The organism is Streptomyces seoulensis (assembly GCF_004328625.1).
Classification (GTDB): Bacteria; Actinomycetota; Actinomycetes; order Streptomycetales; family Streptomycetaceae; genus Streptomyces; species Streptomyces seoulensis.
The window spans coordinates 832,402-857,441 of record NZ_CP032229.1 but is presented as its reverse complement, the minus strand read 5'-3'; the positions used below and the strand labels follow the sequence as shown (position 1 = coordinate 857,441).

The following is a 25,040-nucleotide window of genomic DNA, read 5'->3' as shown; positions in this document are numbered from 1 at the left end:
GGGAAGGTGGACTGATCTTCATGGCACATTGGACCTCTGCGGTGGGTGCCGCTCAGCTTGCCCGGCTCCTCAACTCCCAGCAGGAACGGCCGGGTGGCCCCGGCACGCGCCGCCCGCCCGCCTACCGCGCGCTGGCCGACGGCATCCGGCTGCTCGTCCTGGAGGGCCGCGTCCCCGTCGCCGCCCGGCTGCCCGCCGAACGCGAACTGGCCCTCGCCCTCTCCGTCAGCCGTACCACCGTCGCCGCCGCGTACGAGGCCCTGCGCACCGAGGGGTTCCTGGAGTCCCGGCGCGGGGCGGGGAGCTGGACCGCCGTACCGGCGGGCAACCCGCTGCCCGCGCGCGGGCTGGAACCCCTGCCGCCCGAGGCGCTCGGCTCCATGATCGACCTGGGCTGCGCGGCCCTCCCGGCGCCCGAGCCCTGGCTCACCCGTGCCGTCTCCGGCGCGCTGGAGGACCTCCCGCCCTACGCCCACACCCACGGCGACTACCCGGCCGGGCTGCCCGCGCTGCGCGCGACGATCGCCGAGCGGTACACCGCGCAGGGCATCCCGACCATGCCCGAGCAGATCATGGTGACCACCGGTGCGATGGGCGCCATCGACGCCATCTGCCACCTCTTCGCGGGCCGGGGCGAGCGGATCGCCGTCGAGTCGCCGTCCTACGCCAACATCCTCCAGCTCATGCGGGAGGCGGGCGCCCGGCTCGTCCCGGTCGCCATGGCCGAGGGGCTCGGCGGCTGGGACCTCGACCGCTGGCGCCAGGTCTTCCGGGAGGCCGCGCCCCGGCTCGCCTACGTCGTCGCCGACTTCCACAACCCCACGGGCGCGCTGGCCGACGAGGACCAGCGGCGCCGGCTGGTGGATGCCGCCCGCGCGGCCGGGACCGTGCTGGTCGCCGACGAGACGATGAGCGAGCTGTGGTTCGAGGAGGAGCTGGGCCGGAACATGCCCCGCCCGATGTGCGGCTTCGACCCGGCCGGTTCGACCGTCATCACCGTCGGCTCGGCGAGCAAGGCGTTCTGGGCCGGGATGCGCATCGGCTGGGTGCGGGCCGCCCCGGACGTCATCCGCAGCCTGGTCGCCGCGCGCGCCTACGCCGACCTCGGCACCCCGGTGCTCGAACAGCTCGCCGTGCACTGGCTGTTCACCAGCGGCGGCTGGGAGCAGGCGGTGGCGCTCCGCCGTTCCCAGGCCCGCGACAACCGCGACGACCTGCTCGCCGCGCTCCGCCGCGAGCTGCCCGACTGGGAGTACGACGTGCCCTCCGGCGGCCTCACCCTCTGGGTCCGGGCCGGCGGCCTCTCCGGCTCCCGCCTCGCCGAGGTGGGCGAGCGGGTCGGCGTCCGCGTCCCCTCCGGCCCGCGCTTCGGCGTGGACGGCGCCTTCGAGGGATACCTGCGGCTGCCGTTCACCGTGGGCGGCGCGGTGGCCGACGAGGCGGCGTCCCGGCTGGCGTCGGCCGCGCGGCTGGTGGAGTCGGGGGTCACCGGGGGCGGGGAGGCGTCGGGGGCGTTCGTGGCGTGAACCTGCGGGTTCGTGCTCGAGTTCGCCCACAAGAAGGTGCCCGCTCCGAGGGGTCGGAGCGGGCACCTTCGCGTGGGCGGGGTCCGGCGTGTGTGGGGGTTCAGGCTCGGTCCGCCGGGACGGCGTCCGCCGGGGAGACGACCTCCAGCGAGCGGGTCGGCTCCGATTCCGCCGGGGTGGTGCGCTCGGGCAGGAGGGACAGCACCGCCTTGCGCTCCGGTTCCGGGGTCGCCTCGTCGTAGGGGTCCGGGGTGGCCGGGACCTGGAGACGGTGGACCGGGCCGGAGCCCAGGCGGGCGTAGCCGCGGCCGGGCGGGGTCCGGTCCGGCGGGGTGGTGGGCGGCGGGGCGCCCAGGAAGGCGGTGACCTGCTGCGGGGAGGCCGGGCCGAGGACCACCCGGGCGCGGGTGTGCTGGCCGATCGCCTCGCTGAGGGTGTCCGCGCTGTCGAACTGCTCGGCGACCACCACCGTCACCCCGGCCGCCCGCCCGTGCCGCAGCGGGACCTGGAGCAGGGCCTGGGGGTCGGTGCGGTGCTCCGCCTCCGCGAGGTGGGTGAAGACGGTCGGGCGGTCCAGGAGGACCCACAGGGGACGTGTGGTGTCCTCCGGCGGCGGACCGCCCGCCTGCCGGGCCTGGTTGACCGCGAGGAGCCGCCGCTCGGTCTCCTGCGCGGCCCACTCCAGACCCGACACCGCCCCGGCCGGCGCGCACTCCACGGCGAGCACGCCCTCCCGGCCGATCAGGCAGGAGTACTCGCCGGTGCCGCCGCCGTCCACGATCATCACGTCGCCGTGCCGCAGCGCCTGGAGGGCGATGGAGCGCAGCAGCGTGGACGAGCCGCTGCCCGGCTGGCCCATGACCAGCAGATGCGGCTCCGGCGAGCGGCTCCCGGTGCGCCAGACCACCGGAGGCACGTCGCACGTCTCCTCGCCGTAGGAGAGCGGGAGAGTGCGCTGGACCTCGTCGGGGTCGGTGAAGCCGAGCACCGTCTCACCGGGCGCGGTGACGAAGTGCTGGGCGGTGATGCCGGTGGGCAGGGCGGCCAGGACGCTCAGCGTGAGCCGGTTGCCCTCCTCCTCCCAGGCGAAGCGGTACTCCCGGCCGCGCCCCGCCTTCGCGGTCAGCAGCCGCTCGACCCGCGCGCGGGACTCCGGGTCGCCGTCCGGGAAGTACGCCGGGTAGCGGATGACGACGTGCTCCAGCCGGCCGCTCTCGTCGAACTCGTGCTCCGTGAGGACCGCGTCCCAGGCGCCGCCGTGCGCGTACAGCGGTGCCGGGTCGTCGGCGGTGGAGAAGGACGGCACCAGCGCCTCGTAGAGCGACTGGAGCCGTTCGGCCCGTGCCGTGTCGGGGCCCTCGGGCGCGGCCGGGGCGTGGTCGCGGCCGTACCAGGCCGCCGCGACCATCAGGGACACGGCGGCCAGCAGCGGGCCGTACGGCATGAGCGCGACGGCCATGACCACGGCGGCCGCCAGGAACAGCAGCGGGCCCCGCTTGTCCTTGGGGGTGGCCACCACCTTTGCCCGGCCGGCCAGGGCCAGCCGGCGCAGGCCGCGCGAGATGGTGATCAGCGGGTGGAGGACGTCCGTGGCGCTGTCGGCCGCCGTCCGGGCCAGCTCCCGGCTCCGGGCGAGCTGGGTGCGGGCGAGCTGCGCGCTGTCCTTGCTCAGAATGCGGGGGAGTGGGCGCCGGGCCACTGCTGTCTCCTGGAGGTGGGTACGGGCGTGGGGAGACTCCCCCTCGGACGGGACCCGCCGGTCCGCGTGGCCTCGGGGGAGGGGCGCGGTCAGAACTTGATGCCGCCGAGGAGGCTCGCCAGGCTCTCGCCGCCGGCCTTGATGCTGGGCGCGATGGCCGTGCTCGCCAGGTAGAAGCCGAACAGCGCCGACACGACGGCGTGCGACCCCTTGAGCCCGTCCTTGCGGAAGAACAGGAAGACGATGATGCCGAGCAGGACCACGCCGGACATGGAGAGGATCATTTGGGACCTCCTGGTGTCGAAGGGGGGACAGTCACCATGAGTACTTCCAGGATCACAGAATGTATCCATACGATAAAAGGTGCAAGTGGGTGAAATTCGCCGTTTTTCCCACGAGTGGTGGAGCCGTCGGTCACCCGGCCGGGCAGAGCGCCCGCGCCGGTGCGCGAGCCAGTACGCTGGCGATTCACCCGAACGGAAGTCATGAGAGGCGGTCCGGCCGATGAGCGAAGCCCCCGACCCGCAGGTCGTGGAGCTGGCGACCAAGATCTTCGACCTGGCCAGGCAGGGCCGGACCGAGGAACTGGTCGCCTACGTCGACGCGGGCGTCCCGGTCGGGCTCACCAACGACCGCGGCGACTGCCTGCTGATGCTCGCCGCGTACCACGGGCACGCCGACGCCGTACGGGCGCTGCTCCAGCGCGGCGCCGACCCGGACCGGATCAACGACCGGGGGCAGTCCCCGCTCGCCGGAGCCGTGTTCAAGGGCGAGGCGGCGGTCATCCAGGCGCTGCTCGACGGCGGCGCCGACCCGGCCGCGGGCACGCCCTCGGCGATCGACACCGCCCGCATGTTCGGCAAGGCCGAACTGCTGGAACTGTTCGGCGCGCACTGACACTTCGGCAGCCGTCCCCTTCAGGGGCGGAGATCGACGGGGGGAGGCGGAGGGGGACCGCCGTAAATACGGTCGCGGCGGCACAAACCGCGGGTCATCATGACGACGTGATTCACGGACGTGATGGCCGGGCGGGAGATGCCGCGCCACGCGGGCCGTGAAGCGGCCCGCAAGGGGCCCCGACGAGAGGCAGAGAGAAATGGGCAGCAGCAAGCAAGAGACGGCGGGCGCTCCGACGTTGTGTCACGCGGCCAGGTGATGAGTGGTCCCCGGTTGCGTCGACGCTTGATGTGAGGCTGTTTCCCATGTTCGATCCGGTCATAGCGCCCAGCGGTACCCTGCTCGGCCTGCTCCAGCGGGGCCGGGGCGACGGCACCCTGCACGCGCTCACCGCCCCCCGCGCCGAGGCGCTCCAGGCCCTCGACCACTGCGTCCTCCACGACCCCCGCCACGACTGGCAGGTGGAGAACCGCTCCCTCTACTACGCCCGCCTCTACCTCGACCTCAACGGCGGCCTGGACGCCATCGAGGCCCACCTCCTCGACCCCGAGGACGCCCTGGACACCGAGGAGTCCCGCACCGGGCTCGCCCTCGCCGTCCTCGGCCACCTCGCCTCCTACGGCAGGCTCGACGCGCTCGCCCTGCTGCGCCGGTACGCCGCCCAGGGCGCCAACTGGGCCTGGGCGCTGGACGAGCTGGCCCTGCGCGACGACGACGCGGGCCTGCGCGCCCTCGCCGCCCCCGTGCTGGCCCGCTTCGGCACCGACCCGGCCGGCGAGGCCGAACTCGCCACCGCCGTACGCGACGCCTTCGAACCCCGGCCCTGGCGCCTGTGGGCCGACGACCCGCGTGAATCCGTCTCCGCGCGGGTGCGCGCCGCCAGTGAGGCCGGCAGCTTCGACCGCTGGCAGCGGCAGATGCGGCCCACCGGGCCCCGCCCCGGCTGGAGCGTGGACGCCGTCTTCGAGTGGGCCCAGCAGGGCCTGGAGCGCGGCGCCGCCCTCCATGTCCCCGCCGCCCGCTGTCTGGTCGCCGTCGCCGCGCCCGAGGACCGGCCGGAGATCCTGGCCGCCGCCCGCTCCGGCACCGACGGCGCCCGCTGCACCGCCCTGCGCTACCTCGCCGACAGCGGGGCGCCGGAGACCCTCGACCTGGTCGAGGCCGCCGTCGCGGACGGCCCCGGCGTGGTGGTGGACGCCGCGCTCGACGCCTTCGAGCGGATGCGCACCCCGGCCGCCGTGGAGCGGGCCCGCCGCTGGGCCCAGCGGCCCGACGTGCTCGGCGCCGCCGCCGGGCGCGTGCTGGCCTGCCGGGGCGGCGCACAGGACGGCGACCTCGTCCTCGGCGCCCTGCGCGAGGCCGTACGCGGTGAGGGCCCCGACGCGCCGACCCTGTGGACCCTGGTCGACGGCGCCGGACGCCTGGGCATCGCCTGCGCGGCGCCCGTACTGCGCCACATCTACCGGGAGACGGCCTCCTCCCATCTGCGCGGCCGCGCGGCCCGCGCCCTCGCGGCCACCGACCCCTCCTTCGCCGCCGGGTTCGCCGTCGAGTGCCTCTGGGACTGCGAGGAGACCACCCGCGAACTGGCCGCCCGCCACGCCGAGACCGGCGACGCCCGCGTCGTCGAGCGCCTCCGCCGCCTGGCCGCCGACCCCGCCGAGGAGGACGAGGTCCAGACGGCGGTCCGCAGCCGCTTCGAACAGGACCCGCAGACGCTGTGAGCCGAGGGGGCCCGTCGGCTCACCGGCGGGTCCCTCGTACGGCTACGAAGCGCAGCGGTGTCCCCGGCCTCGCCTGGGCCGCGCCCGGCAGGTCCGCCGGGTGGACCACCGCCACGACCGGGTAGCCGCCGGTCGTGGGATGGTCGGCCAGGAAGATCAGGGGCAGGCCGTCCGGCGGGACCTGGACCGCCCCCCACACCATGCCCTCGCTGGGCAGTTCGCCCGCCCGCGCCCGCTCCAGCGCGGGTCCCTCCGTGCGCAGCCCGATGCGGTTGCTCGCGGGCGAGACGCGGTACGTACGGCTCGTCAGCTCTCCGAGGGCCCGAGGCGTGAACCAGTCCGCGCGCGGCCCCAGCGTCACCCGGAGCACCAGCCCGGCCGGGGGCGCCGGCTGCGGGGCGATGTCCAGGCGGGCCGGGGCGGCGGTGGGCGGGCCCAGCGGGAGCACGGTGCCGTCGGTGAGCGGCGCCGGGCCCAGGCCGGACAGCAGGTCCGTGGCCCGGCTGCCGAGCACCGGCTCCACCGCGACCCCGCCCGAGACCGCCACGTACGACCGCACCCCCGCGACCGCCGTCCCCACCTGAAGCACCTCGCCGGAGGCCACCCGGACCGGTGCGCCCCAAGGTGCCGGGCGGCCGCCCACCCTCACCGGGCAGGGAGCCCCGCCCACCGCGACGGTGACCGCCGAACGGGCCCGCACCGCACAGCCGTCGAGCGTCGTCTCCAGCACCGCCGCGTCCGGGGAGTTGCCGACCAGGCGGTTGACGAGCGCGGCGGCGGGCGGGTCGAGGGCGCCGGAGCGGGGGACGCCCAGGTGGGCGTGGCCGGGCCGCCCCCGGTCCTGCACGGTCGTCAGCGCGCCCGCCCGCACCACCACCAGCGCTCGGTCCGTCACGCCGCCCCCACCGGGGTGAAGCGCACCCGCGTACCCGGCGCCAGCAGGGCGGCCGGTTCCCGCGCGGTGTCCCACAGCACGGCGTCCGTACGGCCGATCAGCTGCCAGCCGCCCGGCGACGCACGCGGATACACCCCGGTGTACGGCCCGGCCAGCGCGACCGACCCGGCCGGGACCGCCGTGCGCGGGGTGGAGCGGCGCGGCACGTAGCGGTGCTCCGGCAGGCCGGTGAGGTAGCCGAAGCCGGGGGCGAAGCCGCAGAAGGCCACCGTGAACTCCGTACCGGCGTGGATCTCGGCCACCTCGCGTACGGACACGCCCCAGTGCGCGGCGACTTCCGCGAGGTCGGGTCCGTCGTAGTGCACCGGGAGTTCGACCGGGGCGGAGGTGGTCTCGGGGGCGGGCGGTGGCTCGGTGGCGGTGAGTTCGGCGGCCCGGCGTACCGGGTCGTCCACGCCGTCCAGCAGGACCGTGCGGGCCGCCGGGACGATCTCGCGGGCGGACAGCGAGCCCGCCGCGCGCCGGCGCAGCAGCTCCGCGTGCAGGGCGCGCGCCTGCTCGGCGGAGTCGGCCTCCACCAGCAGGGCGTGCGCGCCCACCGGCAGCGCCCTCATGCGAACGCCTCCACCGGCACGCCCGCCGAGGCCAGCCGGGCACGCACCCGCCGGGCCAGCTCGACCGCGCCGGGGGTGTCGCCGTGCAGGCACAGGGAGCGGGCCCGCACCCGGATACGGGCGCCGGAGAGCGCGGTCACCTCGCCGGAGCGGGCCAGGTCCAGCGAGCGTTCCACCACCGTCTCCGGGTCGCTGACCACGGCACTCTCCCGGTCGCGCGGCACGAGCGTGCCCTCGTCGGTGTAGGCGCGGTCCGCGAACGCCTCCGGCACCGCGCGCAGGCCCGCCTTCTCCGCCGCCTCCAGCAGCCGCGAGCCGGGCAGCCCCAGCACCGGCAGCCGGGCCCCGGCCAGGAGCACCCCGTCCACCACCGCGCGGGCCTGCTCCTCGTCCCGTACGGCCCGGTTGTAGAGCGCGCCGTGCGGCTTGACGTAGGCCACGCGGGCGCCCGCCGCGCGGGCGAACACCTCCAACGCGCCGATCTGATAGGCGACTTCTGCCGTCAGCTCGGCGGACGGCACGTCCATCGCGCGCCGGCCGAAACCGGCGAGGTCGCGGTAGGAGACCTGGGCGCCGACCACCACCCCGCGCGCGGCGGCCAGTTCGCACACCCGGCGCATGGTGGCCGCGTCCCCGGCGTGGAAGCCGCAGGCCACGTTGGCGCTGGTGACGACGGACAGCAGCCCCTCGTCGTCGGTCAATTGCCAGCGGCCGAAGCCCTCGCCCAGGTCGGCGTTGAGATCGACCGGTCCGGTCATGGTCATCGGGTGCGGACCTCCTTCAGTACGCGGATCACTCGACACGGGCGGGTCACACCAGGTCACGGCCGCGCGTCTCCGGCAGCCCGAACAGCGCCAGCGCCGCCAGCCCGTAGCCCGCCGCGCCGAAGGCCAGCGCGGCGCCGACGCCCCAGCTGTCGGCCAGGAAGCCCACCAGGGTCGGGAAGACCGCGCCCACCGCGCGCCCGGTGTTGTACGTGAAGCCCTGTCCCGTACCGCGCACCGGCGTCGGGTACAGCTCGCTCAGGTAGGAGCCGAAGCCGCTGAAGATGGCCGACATGCAGAAGCCGAGCGGGAAGCCCAGCACCAGCAGCAGGGTGCCCGCGCCGGGCGGGATGTTGGCGTAGGCCAGCACACAGACCGCCGACAGCAGCGCGAACAGCCAGATGGTGCGGCGCCGGCCCAGCTTGTCGGTGAGGTGGCCGCCCGCCAGATAGCCGAGGAAGGCCCCGGAGATCAGCAGCGCCAGATAGCCGCCGGTGCCGACGACGGACAGGCCGCGCTCGGTCTTCAGATACGTCGGCACCCAGGTGGCCAGCGTGTAGTAGCCGCCCTGGACCCCGGCGGAGAGCAGGCTGGCGAAGAGCGTGATGCGCAGCAGGCCCGGCTCCCGCGCCGTGCCCGGCCGGAAGATGGCCGCGAACGAGCCGCGCTCCGGGCTGTGTTCGCGGGCCGCCGCGGCCTGCGGCGCGTCGTGCACCCGGCGGCGCAGCCACACCACCAGCAGCGCGGGCAGCGCGCCGGTCCAGAACAGCACCCGCCAGGCCAGGTCCTCGCCGACGAAGGAGAACACCAGCGTGTAGACGAGCACGGCCAGACCCCAGCCGACCGCCCAGGAACTCTGCACCACGCCGAGGGTGCGCCCCCGGTGCCGCGCGCTCGCGTACTCGGCGACCAGGATCGCCCCGACCGCCCACTCGCCGCCGAACCCCAGCCCCTGGAGGGCGCGGAAGACGAGCAGCGTCTCGTAGGTGGGGGCGAAGCCGCAGGCGACCGTGAACACCGCGTAGGTGACAACGGTGATCATCAGGGCCCGCACGCGGCCGATGCGGTCCGCGACCATGCCCGCCAGGGCGCCGCCGACGGCGGACACCACCAGCGTGACCGTGGTGAACAGCCCGGTCTGGCCGCTGTCGAGGTGGAAGTACGCGGCCAGCGCGACCATGGTCAGCGGCAGCGTGAAGTAGTCGTAGGAGTCGAGGGCATAGCCCCCGAAGGCCCCGGCGAAGGCGCGGCGGCCGCGCGGGCCGAGGGCGCGGAACCAGCCCGACGGGCCTTCTTCACGGGCGTTTTGGATCGGGATGGCGGTCAGCCAGGGCGGGGGAGTCGTGCTCATGGGCGGCACCTCGCAGAAGCGTGAGGGGGGTGCGGTTCGGTGAGCTGTGCCGAGCACCGTAGAGGATTGTTCAACGATCCTTCAATGGGTACGTTGTCTCGTCCCCGGCACTGCGGTTGAATTCCGGGCATGGCAGAGCAGTGGGGTCAACTGGCCGACGACCGCGCCCTCCTGGGCCGCACCAGCACCGCCGAGCGGGTCTCCGACATCCTCCGGAGCCGGATCGCGGAGGGCTATTTCCCGCCAGGCACCCGGCTGTCGGAGGACAGCATCGGCGGCGCCCTCGGGGTGTCACGCAACACCCTGCGCGAGGCGTTCCGGCTGCTCACCCACGAAAGGCTGCTCGTCCACGAACTCAACCGGGGCGTCTTCGTCCGGGTGCTGAGTGTCGCCGACGTCGAGGACATCTACCGCACCCGCGCCCTGGTCGAGTGCGCCGTCGTACGCGGCCTCGGTGAGCCCCCGTACGCCCTCGACCGGCTCGCCGGAGCCGTCGCCGAGGGGGAGTCGGCGGCGCGGGAAAGTGACTGGAAATCGCTGGGGACGGCCAACTTCCACTTCCACCGGGAACTGGTCGCGCTGGCCCGCAGTGAGCGCACCGACGAGCTGATGCGCAGCGTCTTCGCCGAACTCCGGCTCGCCTTCCACCACGTGGACCACCCGCGCCGCCTCCACGAGCCCTACCTCGCCCGCAACCGCCAGATCCTCGACGCCCTGCGCGCCGGCGACCGGACCGGGGCGGAGGAACTGCTGTCGACCTATCTCGCCGACTCCCTCGAACGGGTGCTGGAGGTCTACCGCCACCGGGTCGACGGGCAGTGAGACGCCCCCCGGTCAGGGGCGTCTCGTGCCGCTGTGACGGCCGTCGCTTCCACACCGTTTGGGTGGTTGTCGGACCGAGGACCTAATCTGTGCACCGTGACTTCGCCTGCACCGACGGACCGCGTTCCGCCCCAGCTCAGCGCGGCGCCGCGCCCCGCGCCGGGCCCGGCCGCCGACGAGGGGCTGGCGCGGCGGCTGCGCGCGCTCGCGTGCACGGCCCCGCTGCACGACCTGGACGCCCGCAAGGCCAACCTGGCCGGTGAGTACTCGACGTACGGCATGGCCGAGGTGGCGCTCGCCGCCATCGACCTCGTCACGCTCAACATGGACTTCGACACCGGCGCCGACCACGAGCAGATCGTCGCCCGGCTCGTCCCGCGCATCGCCGCCCAGGCCCCCCACCGCACCACCGCCGAGCACGAGCGGGTGGCGCGCTGGGTGCTGGAGAACCTGATCAACGTCGGCAGCGCCGACCGGGGCTTCCGCGCGGTGTACGGAACCTTCGCCTCCGACGGCAGCTATGTCCGCCGCGACTACGACTTCAAGCTGATCGAAGAGGTCCCCGGACCCGGTGGCACGGTGTACCTGCGGACCACCGACGAGGCGGTCAACGTCCTCGTCGGCGCCCTCGACACCGACGTCACCAGCGCCCAGATCGCCGCCGAGGTCAAGCTGGAGGTGCTGATCAACCGGGGCCGGCTGGCCGACGCCCAGCTCGCCGCCGAGCAGGCCCGCTACCGCACCGTGCAGTACTCCGAGACCCTGCGCCGCGCCCTGGACGCCACCCGGCGCAACGTCCGCGCGGTCGACTGGCTCAACTCCGTGCCCGACATGATCGCCGAGGCGCTGGACCACGTGGCCGACCGCTACCGCCACGAGAACGCGATCCTCACCAACATCCGCAAGGCCCGCGACGAGACGGAGGAGCCGGAGCACAAGCGCCGCGCCGCCGAGCTGGTCGACATCGTCAAGGACTGCATCCGGCGCCACACCCAGCTCCAGTCCCGGCTGCTGGAGGCGGGCCCGCTGTTCCGCGCGGAGCAGGACCGGCAGGCGTTCGCCACCCCCACGGGGACCTCCGGGCTCGACCTGTACGGGCATCTGGTCGCGCCCACACTGCCGTTGCCCCTCCAGCAGGCGATCCGGGTCACCGACGCGTTCTTCGGCAGCGGGGTGGGGTTGCGTACGCCGGTGTCGGTGCGGGTGGCTGACCTGGTCGACATCTTGCTGACGCCGCCGGTCGAGCGGGAGCACCTGGGTGCGGAGATGCCGGAGCCGGATCTGATCGCGACGCCGGACGACAGCCGGTTCTCGGAGGAGCAGGTCGCTGCCGCTCGGGCTTTGCTGGATCTGCCGGCCGACGCTCCCCGGAGGTTGTCGGGGCTGCTGGCGGAGGCTCGGGCCGCTGAGGGGTTCGAGCTGGCGTATCTGGTCGCGCTGATGGCTATTCACGCTGCCAGTCCCGCTGTGGGGACCGCTTATCGGCAGGGCGAGGAGAAGCTGTTGTTCGCTGTCGATGACGGTACTGAGCTGGATGATCCCGACTTCGGCGGGGCGGATCTGATCGTGGGGACCGCGTTGTTGGACGCGGTGGGGATGGCCAGCGACCGGGCGGTCGCAGGATGACTTCAAGGTTCGAGTTCAAGGAGTTTGCGTCGTGACCGAGCACGTCGAGTGGAGTGACGCCGAAGCGCCGGCTGCGGCGCCGGCCGTTACCCCTGCCGACGCCGCCGACGCGGCGCGGCTGGTCGCCTTCGGACTGCAGCCCAAGCTGCAGCCCGCGCGGGACCAGGAGTACACCGAGCTGCTGCGGCGGTACCGGGAGGACGGGGCGTTCGCGCGGCTGGCCGACGCCGTGGCGACCGGGCTCGGGCTCGTGGTGCTGGAGGTGTCGGCGCGGGCCGGGATGGCCGTGACGGCCGCCGAGGACTCGGTGTTCGCGGTGCGGATGGGCGACTACGCCCGCCGTACCACCGCCGACTCCGCCGACCGCTTCCTGCACGGACTGGCCCATCTGGCCGTGGCCGCGCTGGCGTTCCCCCGGCCCGAGGACCTGGCCGACGACTCCTACATCGGGCGCGTCACCGTCAACGGCGTGGACGCCTTCGTACGGCAGGCGTGCCGCAGGCTGGAGGAGCGGGCCGAGGAGTCCGGGGAGAACACCGACCCGGTGACCGACGCCCCCGGTCTGGAGGCCGCCTGGCGGATCTGGGCCCGGCGCAGCGCCACCGGCGCCACCAAGGACGCCCGGCGCCCGGCCGCCTCCACCACCGGCATCGTCGCCAAGGCGCTCGGCTTCCTCACCGAGTCCGGGTTCCTCCAGCGCACCGGCGACGACCACGGCGGCACCTACCGCACCACCGCCCGCTACCAGTTGCAGGTGCGGGACATGGCGGGCGGCGCCGCGCTCAGCGAACTGCTGGAGCTGGGCGTGGTGACCGAGACCGGCGGCACCGCCAGCCTGCTGCCCGCCGAGGACACCGACGACCTCGACCTGGTCGCCGACGCCGGACTGCCCTTCCACTCCTGACCCGCCCGCACCTTCTCCGAAGCCCTCACGAGAGTCCGCCATGTACGAGCTGTCCCGCGTCCGCCTCTACTCCATCGGGCCCGCCGGCGCGCGCTACGCCGACACCGTGCTCGACATGCGCGGCGTGGGCGCCCCCGTGCCCGATCCGGCGCCCACGCAGGCGGAGTTCTTCGAGGAGGAGCCGGTCGGCCCGCCGCGCCGGCCCGCGCCCGCCGGGGTGCTGTTCCTGGAGAACGGCGGCGGCAAGTCCGTCCTGCTGAAGCTGATCTTCTCGGTGATGCTGCCCGGCCACCGCAACACCCTGGGCGGCGCCAGCTCCGGCGTGCTGCGCAAGTTCCTGCTCGCCGACGACTGCGGGCATGTCGCGCTGGAGTGGCAGCACGTGCAGACCGGCGAGTGCGTGGTCGTCGGCAAGGTCAGCGAGTGGCGCGGGCGCCAGGTCTCCAACGACCCGCGCAAGTTCGCCGAAGCCTGGTACTCGTTCCGGCCCGGCCCGGGGCTGAGCCTGGACAACCTGCCGGTCGCGGAGTCCACCGCCGTACGGCCGCTGGTGGAGGGCGCCTCCGGGGCGCAGGGCCGCCGGCGCACCATGAAGGGCTTCCGGGACGCCCTCACCGAGGCGGGCAAGAACTACCCGCACCTGGAGGCGCACTGGGAGGAGACCCACGAGCGCTGGACCGAGCACCTCGGCGACCTGGGCCTGGACCCCGAACTCTTCCGCTACCAGCGGGAGATGAACGCCGACGAGGGCGAGGCGGCCGGCCTCTTCGCGGTCAAGAAGGACTCCGACTTCACCGACCTGCTGCTGCGTGCCGTCACCGACACCCGCGACACCGACGGGCTGGCCGACCTCGTCGGCGGCTTCGGCAACAAGCTGGGCCGCCGCGCCGAACTCATCGCCGAACGGGACTTCACGGCCGGCTCGGTCGACCTGCTCGGCCGCATCGTGGAGGCCGCCGACGCCCGCACCCGCGCGCGGGACGTGCACACCGGTGCCGAGCGCCGTACCCGCACCCTGGCCCGGCGGCTGTCCGCGCGGGCCGTGCGCGAGCGGGTCCGCGCCACCGACCTCGCGCAGCGGGTCACGGCCGCCGTCGACACCGTCACCCACTCCGAGGGCGCCCGCGAGCGCAGCGCGCTGATCGCGGCCGAACTCGCCTACCGGCACGCCTCGTTGGCACTCGCCGCCGCCGAGAAGGCCGCCGCCGGGCAGAAGCGCGAGCTGGCCGACGCCCGGACCCTGTACGCCGCCTGGCAGGCCGCCGAGGCCGTGCTGCGCCACCGCGCCGCCGCCGACCGGGTCGCCCGCGTCTCCGCCGCCATCCAGGAGGCCGAGCGGGACGCCGCGCCCGCGCTCGCCGCCCGCGCCAAGGCCGCCGTCGACCTCGTACGCGCCCTGCACGCGGCCGCCGGGAACGCCGAGGCGCTGGCCAACGAGGAGGAGGAGCGCTCCGCCGCGCTCCAGGAGGTCAGCGACGCCGCGTACCGCGACTCCACCGCCGCCGCCACCGACGCCCAGCGGGCCCGCAGCGAGATCGGGCATCTGCGCCAGCGCCTCACCGAGGTCGAGCAGGAGACCGCCGAGGCCGTCCGCGCGGGCTGGCTGGACGACACCGCCCCCGACGCCGACCCCGCGCGGGCCGCGCTCGCCGCCAGCGACGCCGAGAAGACGGCCGTCGCCGCCTGGGACACCGCCCGCGAGGCGGCCCGCGCGGCCGTCGAGCACGCCCGTGAGACGGCCGCCGCCGAGTCCCGCGCCGAACTCACCGCCGCCCGCGCGGCCGACGCGGCCACCGCCGCCGAACGCGCCCACGAGGCCGAGCGCCGCCTCGCGGAGGCCCTGGCCGCCGAAGAGCGCCTCGCGGAACTGCTCAGCCTGCCCGCCGCCGGTGCCGCGCGCTCGGCCATCCCGGCGCCGCGCGACGGCTCCGACTCCGGTGAGCCGGTACGCGACAGCGCCGACGGGGGCCCGCTCACCGCCGAGGAACTCGACCGCTACGCCGACGAGCTGCGCGGCCTCCTGGACGACGCGGTGACCGCCGCCGAGCGCACCCTGTTCGACCTGCGCACCGCTGCCGCCGACGACACCCGCATCCTCTCCGCGCTCGGCGACGGCGGCCTGCTGCCGCCCGGCCCCGACGTGCTGGCCACCGTGGAGTACCTGGGCGAGCACGGCATCCCCGCGCTCCCCGGCTGGCGCTACCTCGCCCAGGCCGTCGACCCCGCCGACCACGCGCGCGTGCTCGCCACCCGCCCCGAACTGGTCGACGGTGTGATCATCACCGACCCCGCCACCCACGCCCGCGCCCGCGAGGCCCTCGGCGAGGCCGCCCTGCTGCCCCGCTCCGCCGTCGCCGTCGGCACCGCCGCCGCCCTGCTCGCCCCGGCCCCCGCCGCCGAGGCCCAGCCCACCGACGTCTTTCTCGTGCCGCCGAACCCGGCCATGCACGACGAACACGCCGCCGACGAGGAACGCCAGGCCCTGCGCGCACGGGCCACCGAACGCGACGACGAGATCAGGGCGCTCGCCGCCCGCCTCGGCAAGGACCGCGAACTCGCCGCCCGGCTCGCCTCCTGGCGCACCGGCTGCCCGGCCGGCCGGATCGTCGAACTCGCCGCCGGCGCCGAGGAGGCCCGCGCCTTCGCCGACGAGACCGAGGCCGAACTCACCGAGGTCCGCACCGCCCGCGTTGAGGCCGAGGAGACCGCCGCCGAGGCCACCCGGCTGCGCGACGAACGCCAGGAGGCCGCCCAGCGCGCCAGCCGGGTCGCCGACGCCCTCGCCGGACTCGCGCACCGGCTGCGCGAACGCGCCACCTGGCAGGTCAAGCTCCGCGAACTCGCCGACGACGCCGCCGAGTCCGAGGCCCGTACCCAGTCCTGCCTGGAACGCGCCCGCGCCGCCGACGAGGACCGGCGCGCCACCCAGCGCGGCGCCGACGACGCCCGCCGCACCGCCCGCGCCCTGCGCGCCGAGCGCGCCGAGATCGCGGGCGCTCCCGACGACGTGCCCGAGTCGGAGGACGGCGCCCCGAAGGCTTCCCTGCCCGCACTGCGCGAGGCGTACCGGGCCGCGTCCCAGGTCTACGAGAAGGTCGGCGTCGGCGCCGACCTGCGCGCCGAACAGGCCCGCGCGGAGAGCGACGAGAGCGCCGCTCGCGCCGACCTGGACCGGCTCAGCAACAAGGTCCGCACCCGCGCCGAACAGCTCCTCCAGTCGCCCGACGGCTCCGACGGCCCCTCCCGGCAGGCGGCCGCCGCCCGCGCCGAGGAACTGGTGCAGCTGCTGGAGACCCGACTGTCCACGGCGAGCGAACAGCTCGGCCGGCTGCGCGGCGAGGCCGAGCGGCACGCCCCCGAGGACGGCGACGACGCGCACACCGAGCTGCCCGAGGACCACCGGCCGCGCGACGCCGAGCACGCCCAGACCCTGCTGCGCACCGCCACCACCGAACTCGCCACCCGCACCGAGGCGTTGACCGAGGCGCGCGACGCGCACGCCGAACTCCAGCACGCGCACCGCACCGCCGAGGACGGCGCGGGCGGCTTCGACGAGATCGCGGCGATGCTCCGCGACCTGCTGCGCGAACCGTCCGCCCAGGACGAGGGGGACGAGCGGGCGGAGGACCCCGAGCCCTACCCCGGCACCCTGGAGGAGGCCCGGCAGTCCGCCGCCGAGGCCCGCCGCTCGCTGCGCGGCTGCGCCGCCGACCTCTCCGCCGCCGACACCGCCGTCCGCGAGGCCAGCGACATCCTGGTCCGGCACGCCAACTCCACCCGCTACGAGCAGGTCCGCACCCCGGCCCGGCAGCAGATCCGCGAACTGCCCGCCGCCGCGCTGCCCGAGCACGCCCAGAAGTGGGCCGACGCCTTCGCGCCCCGGCTGCGCGTCCTCACCGACGAGCTGGCCCAGCTGGAGCGCAACCGCGACTCGATCGTGGACCGGCTGCGCGGCCTGGTCGAGTCCTCCCTCGCCACCCTCCGCTCCGCCCAGCGGCTCTCCCGGCTGCCCGAGGGGCTCGGCGAGTGGTCCGGGCAGGAATTCCTCCGTATCCGCTTCGAGGAGCCCGACCAGGCCACCCTCACCGAGCGGCTCGGCGAGGTCATCGACGAGGCCACCAGCGCCGCCGTCAAGAAGAACTCCGACCTTCGCCGGGACGGCATGTCCCTGCTGCTGCGCGGCGTCGCCGCCGCGCTCCGGCCCAAGGGCGTCGCGGTGGAGATCCTCAAGCCGGACGCGGTGCTGCGCGCCGAGCGGGTGCCCGTCGGCCAGATGGGCGACGTGTTCTCCGGCGGCCAGCTGCTCACCGCCGCCATCGCGCTGTACTGCACGATGGCCGCGCTGCGCTCCAACGACCGGGGCCGCGACAAGCACCGGCACGCCGGCACGCTGTTCCTGGACAACCCCATCGGCCGCGCCAACGCGACGTACCTGCTGGAGCTGCAACGGGCCGTCTCCGACGCGCTCGGCGTCCAGCTGCTGTACACCACCGGCCTGTTCGACACCACCGCGCTCGCCGAGTTCCCGCTGGTCATCCGGCTGCGCAACGACGCCGACCTCCGGGCCGGGCTGAAGTACATCAGCGTGGAGGAGCACCTGCGGCCGGGCCTGCCGCAGCAGCGGCAGGACGGGGACGGGGCCGGGGTGCGCAGCGAGATCACCGCGACCCGGATGTACAAGCGGCCGTCGGCGGGGGTGTCCTCAGTCTGACGTCGGCGTCGGCTCGGAGGTCTCCGCCGGGACCTCCAGCCGGTGTTCCGCCAGCACCCCCGTCCGGTGCCGCTGGACGAACCAGTAGTACGCGAAGCCGCCGCCCGCGATCACCGCGACGAACAGCACCGCGCCCCACCGCAGATACCAGTGGTAGGGCGCGCTCGCGTTGTACACCGCCGGGCGCGGCCAGATCAGGTTGAGCGTCATCCCCGCGCCCCACACCACCGCGACCACGTTGACGACGAGTCCCCAGCGGCCCAGCGAGAACCGCCCCTCCCCGGCCGGGGTCCACCGGCCGCGCAGCCGCGCCACCAGCATCGGCGCGGTCACCCCGAGGTAGGCCAGGTAGATCATGATGATGCCGATGCTGGTCACCACGGTGAAGATCTGCGGCTGGCGGATGTTGACCACCAGGATCGCCAGCGCCAGCACCCCGATCACCACGGCCGGCACCACCGGCGTCCTGAAGCGCGGGCTCACCCGGGCCAGCACCGAGGACGCGGGCAGGTTGTTGTCCCGCGCCATGGCGAACGCCAGCCGGATCGCCGCCGTGTGCACGGCCAGCGCGCACACCGTGACCGCGATCAGCACGCACCACAGCATCCCCTTGCCGGCCGTCGGCCCGAGCACGTCCAGCACCACGTACTGGAGCCCGTCCGTGGACAGCTTGTCGCCCTTGAGGCTGGAGACGCTCATCAGCGCCAGCAGCAGCACCAGACCGCCCAGCACGAACGAGGCGATGATCGCCCGCAGGATGGCGCGGGGCGCGTTCCGGGACGGGTTGAGCGACTCCTCGCCCAGCGAGGCGGCGGTGTCGAAGCCGTACATCACGTAGGCGGACGCCAGCGACGCCACCAGGAACGCGCCGAGGTAACCCGCGCCGTGGCCCGCGCCCGTGCCGTTGGTCTCCAGCACGACCCGCGGGCCACGGGTGATGTGGACGGCCAGCATGACGATCAGCACCACACTGGCGACCAGCTCGATGAACACCCCCGCGGTGTTGATCCTGGCCATCAGCTTCACCCCGAAGGCGTTGACCAGCGTGGTGAACAGGATCAACACGGTCGCGAGTACCACCGCGTTGGTCGCCACGTCGTAGGTGCCGGTGCCGTCGCCGACGAACTGGAAGACGGACGATATCTGCGGCAGCGTGAGCTGGTAGGCGAGCGCCACCGCCGCGATCGACACGATGGACGCGACCAGCATCATCCACCCGGCCAGCCAGCCCAGGTGCGGATTGCCGATCCGCTTGGACCAGTTGTAGACCGAGCCCGCCACCGGATGGCGGGCCGCCAGCTCCGCGAAACAGAGGGCCACCGCGAACTGGCCCACGAACACCATCGGCCACGACCACCAGTACGCGGGGCCGCCGCTGCCGTAGCCGAAGTAGAACAGCTGGAAGGTGCCGGTCAGGATCGAGATGTAGCTGATCCCGGCGGCGAAGGTGTGGAAGTTGCCCAGCGTGCGCTTGAGTTCGGGCCGGTACCCGAACTCCGCGAGTTCGCTGTCGTCGTGCCCGTGCGTGCCGGACGGCGGTACTGCCTTGGTCATCGGTGTGACTCCTGGGGGCAGAGGGAAACGGGAGCGGCCGTGTCCTACCCCGCTTCGGCGCTCACGGAGCCTGTTCGCCCAGCTTCTCCAGCAGCCATCCATGGAACGCCCCGATGTGGTGCTCGGTCGGCACCAGCACCCCGCCCCCGCGATAGGCGCGCGAGGACATCGCGGGCTGGGTCCGCTCGCACGCCGCGAAGTCCTGGACGTTGACCCGGTGGAACAGCTCCGCCGACTTCGACACGTCGGCCCCGGACGCCACCACCTCCGGCGCGTACAGCCAGTCGCACTCCACCACCGTGCGGTCCTCGGCCAGCGGGAACATGCGGTGCAGGATGACGTGGTCGGGGACGAGGTTGACGAACACGTTGGGCCGGACCGTGATGGCGTAGTAGCGCCGGTCCTGCTCCTCGGCCACCTCCGGGAGCCGGCCGAAGCCCGCGCTGCCGTCCACCGTGAAGCCCGCCACGCCCGCGCCGAACTCCGCGCCGTGGCCGACGTAGTACTGGGCCGCGTAGCCGTCCGCGAACTCCGGGAGCACCTCGGTGAGTTCGGGGTGGATGGTGGCGCAGTGGTAGCACTCCATGAAGTTCTCGACGATCAGCTTCCAGTTGGCCCGCACGTCGTAGGTGACCCGCTTGCCGAGGGCCAGGCGCTCGGTGCCGTAGTGCTCGATGGCCGCCGGGTCGCCGAGGCGCTCCACGGCCGCGTGCTGGACGGTCTCCTCGAAGGACGGCGGCTCGTCGGCGAGGCACACCCAGGCGTAGCCCAGCCACTCCCGCAGGGCCACCTTGACCAGCCCGTACCGGTCCCGGTCCACGTCCGGCATCTTCGTCAGGTCGGGCGCGGCGACCAGCTTGCCGTCGAGCCCGTACGTCCAGGCGTGGTACGGGCATTGCAGGCTGCGGCGGACCTCGCCGGACTCCTCGGTGCACAGCCGGGCGCCCCGGTGCCGGCAGACGTTGAGGAAGGCCCGCAGCGCGCCGGTGCGGTCGCGGGTGACCAGCACGCTCTCCCGGCCGACCTGGACCGTACGGAAGGCGCCGGGCCGGTCCAGGTCGGCGCCGCGCACCGCGCAGAACCACATCGACTCCAGCAGCGCCTCCTGCTCGCGCCGGAAGACCTCGGGGTCGGTGTAGTAGCGGCCGGGGAGAGTGGCGATCAGGCTGGGGGAGACCGGGGTCGTCGTCATGGCTGGGCTCCTCGGGCTGCCGGGGCGGTCGGGCGGGCGGGGTCGAAGCGGGCGGGGTCGAACAGGCCGGTCGGGTGCGCGGTGGAGCCGGTCAGCGCGAGGTCGGCCAGGATCTCGCCGACCACCGGCACGAACTTGAAGCCGTGCCCGGAGAAACCGCAGGCCACGGTGGTCGACTCCGGGTGCGCCGGATGCCGGGCGATGACGAAGTGCTCGTCCGGGGTGGTGGAGTACATGCAGGTGGCGGCCTTCAGGAAGGTGCCGGGCAGGTCGGGGATCAGCCCGGCCATGTGGTCCGCCATGGCCCGGACCTCGTGCGGGTGCACCGTCCGGTCGATGGTCTCCGGCGTGGTGTCCTGCCCCTTGCGGAAGAACGCGACCTTGGCGCCCTTCTCCGGCCCGTCGATGGCCGGGAAGCCGTACACCTGGACGCCGCCCGCGTCCTCCCAGATGTACACCGGGTGCCGCTTAGGCTCGAACGGCCCGGTGCCGCCGGTCGGCTGGAACCAGTACATGACCTGCCGCTCCACGGTGATCGGCACCCCGACGTCCGCGAGCAGCCGGGGTGCCCAGGCGCCGGGGCAGATCACCAACTGCCCGGCGGTGTACGTGTTCTCGCCGGTGTGCACGCGCACCCCGTCCCGGTACGGCTCCCAGCGCACCACCGGCTCCTCGAAGCGCAGCTCCGCGCCCTGCCGGGTGGCCAGCTGGAGGTGGGCGGCGACCATGTTCTCCGGGCGCAGCAGCCCCGCCTTCGCCTCGAACAGGGCCACCTCGTCGTCGGCCGGGGTGAGGGTGGGGAAGCGGCGCCGGATCTCCTTGGCGTCCAGCAGCTCGTGGGGCAGGTCCCACTCGGTGGCCGAGCGCAGCGAGCCGGAGACGGTACGGGAGTCGGGCCGGCCGGCCATCGCGCCGCCGCACAGGACGGACACCTCCCGGCCGGTGGCCCGCTCCAGCTCCTCGTACAGCTCGTAGGCCCGCAGCAGCAGGGGGACGTAGGCCGGGTCCTCGAAGTAGGACTGCCGGGTGATACGGGAACCGCCGTGGCTGGAGCCCCGGTTGTGCACCGGGCCGAACTTCTCCAGCCCGAGCACGCGGGCCCCGCGTGCGGAGAGGTGGTGGGCGGCGGCGCTGCCCATGCCGCCCAGGCCGATGACGATCACGTCGTAGGTGGGGGACACTTCTGTCGGACCTCCTGAGGTGGTTCCGGGCCGGCTGTCAGCGGCGGATACGGGTCATCCCCGGGTCGTACAGCGGCTCCTCGGATACGGTCGCGGGGACCTTCTCGCCGAAGTACGCGATGTGCACGCCGGTGCCGGGGGCGAGGCCGGCCGGGAGCCACGCGTAGGCGACGCACCGGCCCAGCGTGTAGCCGTAGGCCGCGCTGGTCACGTAGCCAGCCGTCGTGCCGTCCACCGACACCGGTTCGCTGCCGAGTACCACGGCGGCCGGGTCGTCCAGCAGCAGCGGGGTCAGCCGGCGGGTGGGCTCGGGGCGGGCGCGCAGGGCGTCGCGGCCCACGAAGTCGCCCTTGTCCATCCGGACGGCGAAGCCGACGCCGGCCTCGGCCGGGGTGTGCTCGGTGGTCATGTCGGTGCCCCAGGCACGGTAGCCCTTCTCCAGCCTCAGCGAGTTGAAGGCGGAGCGCCCGGCCGCGATCACCCCCAGCTCCCGGCCCGCCTCCCAGAGCGTGTCCCAGAGCCGGAGGCCCAGGTCGGCGGTGGTGTACAGCTCCCAGCCCAGCTCGCCGACGTAGCTCAGGCGCAGGGCGGTGACGGGGACATGGCCGATGTGGGCGCGCTTGGCCCGGAAGTAGCCGAAGCCCTCGTGGGAGAAGTCGTCCCCGGTGAGCGGCTGCACCAGGGCGCGGGCCAGCGGGCCCCAGACGCCGACGCAGCAGGTACCGCAGGTGATGTCCCGGACGTGCACCTCGGCGGGGGCGTGCCGGAGGAGGTGGTCGAGGTCGGCGGGGGAGTTGGCGCCGATCTGGAAGTGGTCCTCGGCGAGGCGGGCCACGGTGAGGTCGGAGCGGATGCCGCCGGCCTCGTCCAGGAGGAGGGCGTACGTGACCGCGCCGGGCTTCTTGCGGAGCTTGTTGGTGGTCATGCGGTCGAGGAAGTCCAGGGCGCCGGGGCCGGTGACCTCCAGACGGCGCAGCGGGGTCATGTCGTACAGGGCGACACGCTCGCGGGTGGCACGGGCCTCGGCGGCGGCGACGGGGGACCAGTAGCGGGCCGACCAGGGGTCGCGCTCGGGCAGGTCGTCGTCGAGGGTGGCCACCAGCGGGGCGTTCGCCTCGTACCAGTGGGGGCGCTCCCAGCCGCCGCCCTCCAGGAAGAAGGCGCCGAGCTGCTCCTGCCGGGCGTGGAAGGGGCTGACACGCAGCGGGCGGGGCTGCTCCATCGGCTGGAGGGGGTGCGTGACGTCGTACACCTCGACGAACTGCTGTGAACCGCGTTCACGGACGTACGCGGGTGAACGCTGCGCTTCCTCGAATCGCGCGACATCGCAGTCGTGCACGTCGATCGACGGACGGCCGTCGACCATCCATTCGGCCACCGCCCTGGCCACACCCGCCGAGTGCGTGACCCACACCGCCTCGGCCAGCCAGAAACCGCGCAGTTCACGGGCCTCCCCGAGCAGCGGCATGCCGTCCGGGGTGAACGAGAACACCCCGTTGAACCCGCTCTCCACCTCCGCCGCGCGCAACGCCGGCACCAGCCGCCGGGCATCCGCCCAGCTGGGCGCCCAGTCCTCCTCCGTGAAGGGGTACGAGGACGGCATCTCCATCCCCCGTCGCCGCGCCTCCTCGTACCCCGGCACACCGAACGGGTCCACGGGCAGCGGCCGGTGCGCGTACGAGCCGATGCCGATCCGGTCGTGGTGCTCCCGGAAGTACAGGTCCGCGTCCTGGAAGCGCAGGATGGGCAGGGTCGCCTCGGCGGCGGCCCCGCTCAGCTCGGGCAGCGGGCCGGTGCGCGCGTACTGGTGCGCCAGCGGCTGCAACGGCACGCCGACCCCGGCCATCCGGCCGATCACCGGCCCCCAGAAGCCCGCCGCCGACACGACATGGTCGGCCGGGAAGACGCCCCGGTCGGTGACGACTCCGGTGACCCGGCCGTCCGCCCGCTCGATACCGGTGACGGTGTGCCGGTCGAGGAAGCGGGCGCCGCGCGTGGTGGCCCGGTCGAGCTGGGCACGGCAGGCGGCCACCGCGCGGGCCACGCCGTCCTCCGGGGTGTGGAAGCCGCCCAGCACCACCGACTCGTCGAGCAGCGGCCAGAGTTCCTTGCAGCGGGCGGCGTTCACCACCTCGCCGCGCACGCCCCAGGCGGCGGCGAGCCCGGCCCTGCGGTGCAGGTCGGCGAGGCGCTCGGGGGTGGTGGCCAGCTCCAGGCCGCCGACCGGCTCGAAGCAGGGGACACCGTCGTGGCGGAGCGAGCCGAACTTCTCCACGGTGTACCGGGCGAACTCGGTCAGCGTCCGGGACGGGCTTGTCCGGAAGACGAGCCCCGGCGCGTGCGAGGTGGAGCCGCCGGGGGCGGGCAGCGGGCCCTGTTCGAGGACGGTGACGTCCGTCCAGCCGCGTGCGGTCAGCTCGTCGGCGAGACAGCAGCCGACGATCCCCGCGCCGATGACGACGACGCGCGGAGGGGTCTCGGGGGACGGGTGCGGACGGTCTTCGGGCGTTGCGGACATGCCCCTCCTTGCACGGGTGGGGATGGGGGAGGCCGGGCTCCGGCCAATGCCTCTGCTGTTGCGCATCGCACGATGGGTTGCGTGGTGAGGAACATAGTGAGAACGCCGTGACAGCACCGTCAAGAGGTACGTGTCAACCCTTGGTAAAACGAGCCGGGGCCGTCGAAACCCCCCGGACACACGCTCCGCCGAACGTCCGCCCGGCCCTCCGTCAGAAGCCGTAGCCCATCCGCCGGGACAGTTCCTCGCCCGCCGCCGCCATCCGCTTCGCCACCACCGGCAGCCGCTCCGGGCCCAGCCGGTACACCGGCCCGGAGACGCTGATCGCCGCGATGACCTTGCCGTCGTGCGCCCGGATCGGCGCGGCGGCGGCCGCCAGTCCCAGCTCCAGCTCGTCGGTGGTCAGGGCGTAACCGCGCTCCACCACCGAGTCCAGCTCGGTCCGCAGCAGGGCCGCGCCGGTGACCGTGCGCTCGGTGAACCGGTGCAGCGGCCGGGCGAGGAACCCCTCGCGCAGGGCGGGCGGCATGTGCGCGAGCAGCACCTTGCCGCTGGAGGTGGCGTGCAGCGGGGTGCGCCGGCCGAGCCAGTTCTGCGCGGTGACGGAGGCGGTGCCGCGGGCCTGCATGACATTGACGGCGGCGTCGTCGTCCAGCACCGCGATGTTCACCGTCTCGCCGAGTTCGTCGGCGGCCTCGCGGCAGACCGGGACGCCCTCCTGGGAGACGTCGAGGCGGACCGCCGCCGCTCCGGCCAGGCGCAGCACCCCGGCGCCCAGGAAGTACTTGCCGCGGTCGCTGGCCTGGCCGACCAGGCCCCGGTTCTCCAGGACACCGAGCAGCCGGAACGCGGTGGACTTGTGCACGTCCAGTTCGTCGGCGATCTCGGTGACGCCCGCCTCGCCGTGCCGGGCGAGGATCTCCAGCACGCTCACGGCCCGGTCCACCGACTGCACGGAACCGGCCGTGCCGCGACCTCTGTTCCGCTCCGGGGAATCGTCGTCCGCCCTGGTCTCGTCGCCGCGGTCGGACCGCTTCTGCGTACGGCTCATGGCTCGACTCC

The 25,040-nt window shown here is 74.2% G+C and carries 18 protein-coding genes; 7 read left to right on the top strand and 11 right to left on the bottom strand.

From position 1 onward, the window contains the following. Nucleotides 1–20: 20 nt before the first annotated feature. Nucleotides 21–1,526, top strand: coding sequence for an SCO1417 family PLP biosynthesis transcription factor (locus D0Z67_RS03995; protein ID WP_031180229.1), 1,506 nt, complete (start codon nt 21–23; stop codon nt 1,524–1,526). A gap of 100 nt (nt 1,527–1,626) precedes the next feature. Here the strand turns inward: D0Z67_RS03995 and D0Z67_RS03990 are convergent, their stop codons facing one another. Both D0Z67_RS03990 and D0Z67_RS03985 read right to left on the bottom strand, forming a co-directional pair. Further along, entirely contained in the window at nt 1,627–3,225 is a 1,599-nt protein-coding gene (locus D0Z67_RS03990) for a membrane protein (protein WP_031180230.1), read from the bottom strand. A gap of 89 nt (nt 3,226–3,314) precedes the next feature. Then, nucleotides 3,315–3,509, bottom strand: coding sequence for a hypothetical protein (locus tag D0Z67_RS03985; protein WP_030810431.1), 195 nt, complete (start codon nt 3,507–3,509; stop codon nt 3,315–3,317). A 220-nt stretch (nt 3,510–3,729) separates the two neighbouring features. On the opposite strand from D0Z67_RS03985, the gene D0Z67_RS03980 reads away from it, so the two are divergent. Further along, nucleotides 3,730–4,122: an ankyrin repeat domain-containing protein gene (locus D0Z67_RS03980; RefSeq protein WP_031180231.1), complete on the top strand. Its 393-nt coding sequence runs from the start codon at nt 3,730–3,732 to the stop codon at nt 4,120–4,122. 305 nt (nt 4,123–4,427) lie between these two features. After that, nucleotides 4,428–5,846 (top strand): hypothetical protein, encoded by a 1,419-nt coding sequence (locus D0Z67_RS03970; RefSeq protein WP_031180232.1) that lies wholly within the window; start codon nt 4,428–4,430, stop codon nt 5,844–5,846. Nucleotides 5,847–5,865: 19 nt separating this feature from the next. Here D0Z67_RS03970 and D0Z67_RS03965 read toward each other — a convergent pair whose 3' ends face one another. From D0Z67_RS03965 to D0Z67_RS03950, 4 genes are read right to left on the bottom strand one after another with little or no spacing between them, the layout of a single operon-like run. Continuing rightward, complete coding sequence (locus D0Z67_RS03965) at nt 5,866–6,741, bottom strand: 5-oxoprolinase subunit C family protein (RefSeq protein WP_031180233.1); 876 nt, start codon at nt 6,739–6,741, stop codon at nt 5,866–5,868. Then, the gene (pxpB, locus tag D0Z67_RS03960; protein WP_031180234.1) at nt 6,738–7,355 is read right to left on the bottom strand and encodes a 5-oxoprolinase subunit PxpB; all 618 of its coding nucleotides are present in this window, start codon (nt 7,353–7,355) and stop codon (nt 6,738–6,740) included. The genes D0Z67_RS03965 and pxpB overlap by 4 nt, the downstream gene beginning before the upstream one ends. After that, on the bottom strand, nt 7,352–8,119 hold the full coding sequence (locus tag D0Z67_RS03955; RefSeq protein WP_420824424.1) for a LamB/YcsF family protein: 768 nt from the start codon (nt 8,117–8,119) through the stop codon (nt 7,352–7,354). Before D0Z67_RS03955 ends, pxpB begins: the two co-directional genes overlap by 4 nt. 46 nt (nt 8,120–8,165) lie before the next feature. Next, nucleotides 8,166–9,470: an MFS transporter gene (locus D0Z67_RS03950; protein WP_031180236.1), complete on the bottom strand. Its 1,305-nt coding sequence runs from the start codon at nt 9,468–9,470 to the stop codon at nt 8,166–8,168. A 129-nt stretch (nt 9,471–9,599) separates the two neighbouring features. Between D0Z67_RS03950 and D0Z67_RS03945 the strand changes: the two genes are divergently transcribed. The 4 genes from D0Z67_RS03945 (at nt 9,600) to D0Z67_RS03930 (ending at nt 17,533) form a co-directional block, all read left to right on the top strand. Next, nucleotides 9,600–10,292, top strand: coding sequence for a GntR family transcriptional regulator (locus D0Z67_RS03945; protein ID WP_031180237.1), 693 nt, complete (start codon nt 9,600–9,602; stop codon nt 10,290–10,292). A 96-nt stretch (nt 10,293–10,388) separates the two neighbouring features. Then, the gene (locus D0Z67_RS03940) at nt 10,389–11,918 is read left to right on the top strand and encodes a hypothetical protein (protein WP_031180238.1); all 1,530 of its coding nucleotides are present in this window, start codon (nt 10,389–10,391) and stop codon (nt 11,916–11,918) included. 31 nt (nt 11,919–11,949) lie between these two features. After that, nucleotides 11,950–12,822 (top strand): hypothetical protein, encoded by an 873-nt coding sequence (locus D0Z67_RS03935; protein WP_031180239.1) that lies wholly within the window; start codon nt 11,950–11,952, stop codon nt 12,820–12,822. Nucleotides 12,823–12,862: 40 nt separating this feature from the next. Beyond that, a complete protein-coding gene (locus D0Z67_RS03930; protein WP_031180240.1) occupies nt 12,863–17,533 on the top strand; it encodes a hypothetical protein in 4,671 nt (1,556 codons plus the stop codon). Here the strand turns inward: D0Z67_RS03930 and D0Z67_RS03925 are convergent. The 5 genes from D0Z67_RS03925 to D0Z67_RS03905 form a co-directional block, all read right to left on the bottom strand. Continuing rightward, the gene (locus D0Z67_RS03925; RefSeq protein ID WP_031180241.1) at nt 17,525–19,087 is read right to left on the bottom strand and encodes an APC family permease; all 1,563 of its coding nucleotides are present in this window, start codon (nt 19,085–19,087) and stop codon (nt 17,525–17,527) included. The two genes, D0Z67_RS03930 and D0Z67_RS03925, sit on opposite strands and share 9 nt — an antisense overlap. A gap of 61 nt (nt 19,088–19,148) precedes the next feature. Beyond that, nucleotides 19,149–20,279, bottom strand: a complete 1,131-nt coding sequence (locus D0Z67_RS03920; protein WP_031180242.1) for an aromatic ring-hydroxylating oxygenase subunit alpha — start codon at nt 20,277–20,279, stop codon at nt 19,149–19,151. Further along, complete coding sequence (gene solA, locus D0Z67_RS03915) at nt 20,276–21,460, bottom strand: N-methyl-L-tryptophan oxidase (RefSeq protein WP_031180243.1); 1,185 nt, start codon at nt 21,458–21,460, stop codon at nt 20,276–20,278. Before solA ends, D0Z67_RS03920 begins: the two co-directional genes overlap by 4 nt. A 37-nt stretch (nt 21,461–21,497) precedes the next feature. Then, entirely contained in the window at nt 21,498–23,978 is a 2,481-nt protein-coding gene (locus D0Z67_RS03910) for a GcvT family protein (RefSeq protein WP_031180244.1), read from the bottom strand. Nucleotides 23,979–24,189: 211 nt separating this feature from the next. Further along, nucleotides 24,190–24,933, bottom strand: coding sequence for an IclR family transcriptional regulator (locus tag D0Z67_RS03905; RefSeq protein ID WP_031180245.1), 744 nt, complete (start codon nt 24,931–24,933; stop codon nt 24,190–24,192). Nucleotides 24,934–25,040: the final 107 nt, after the last annotated feature.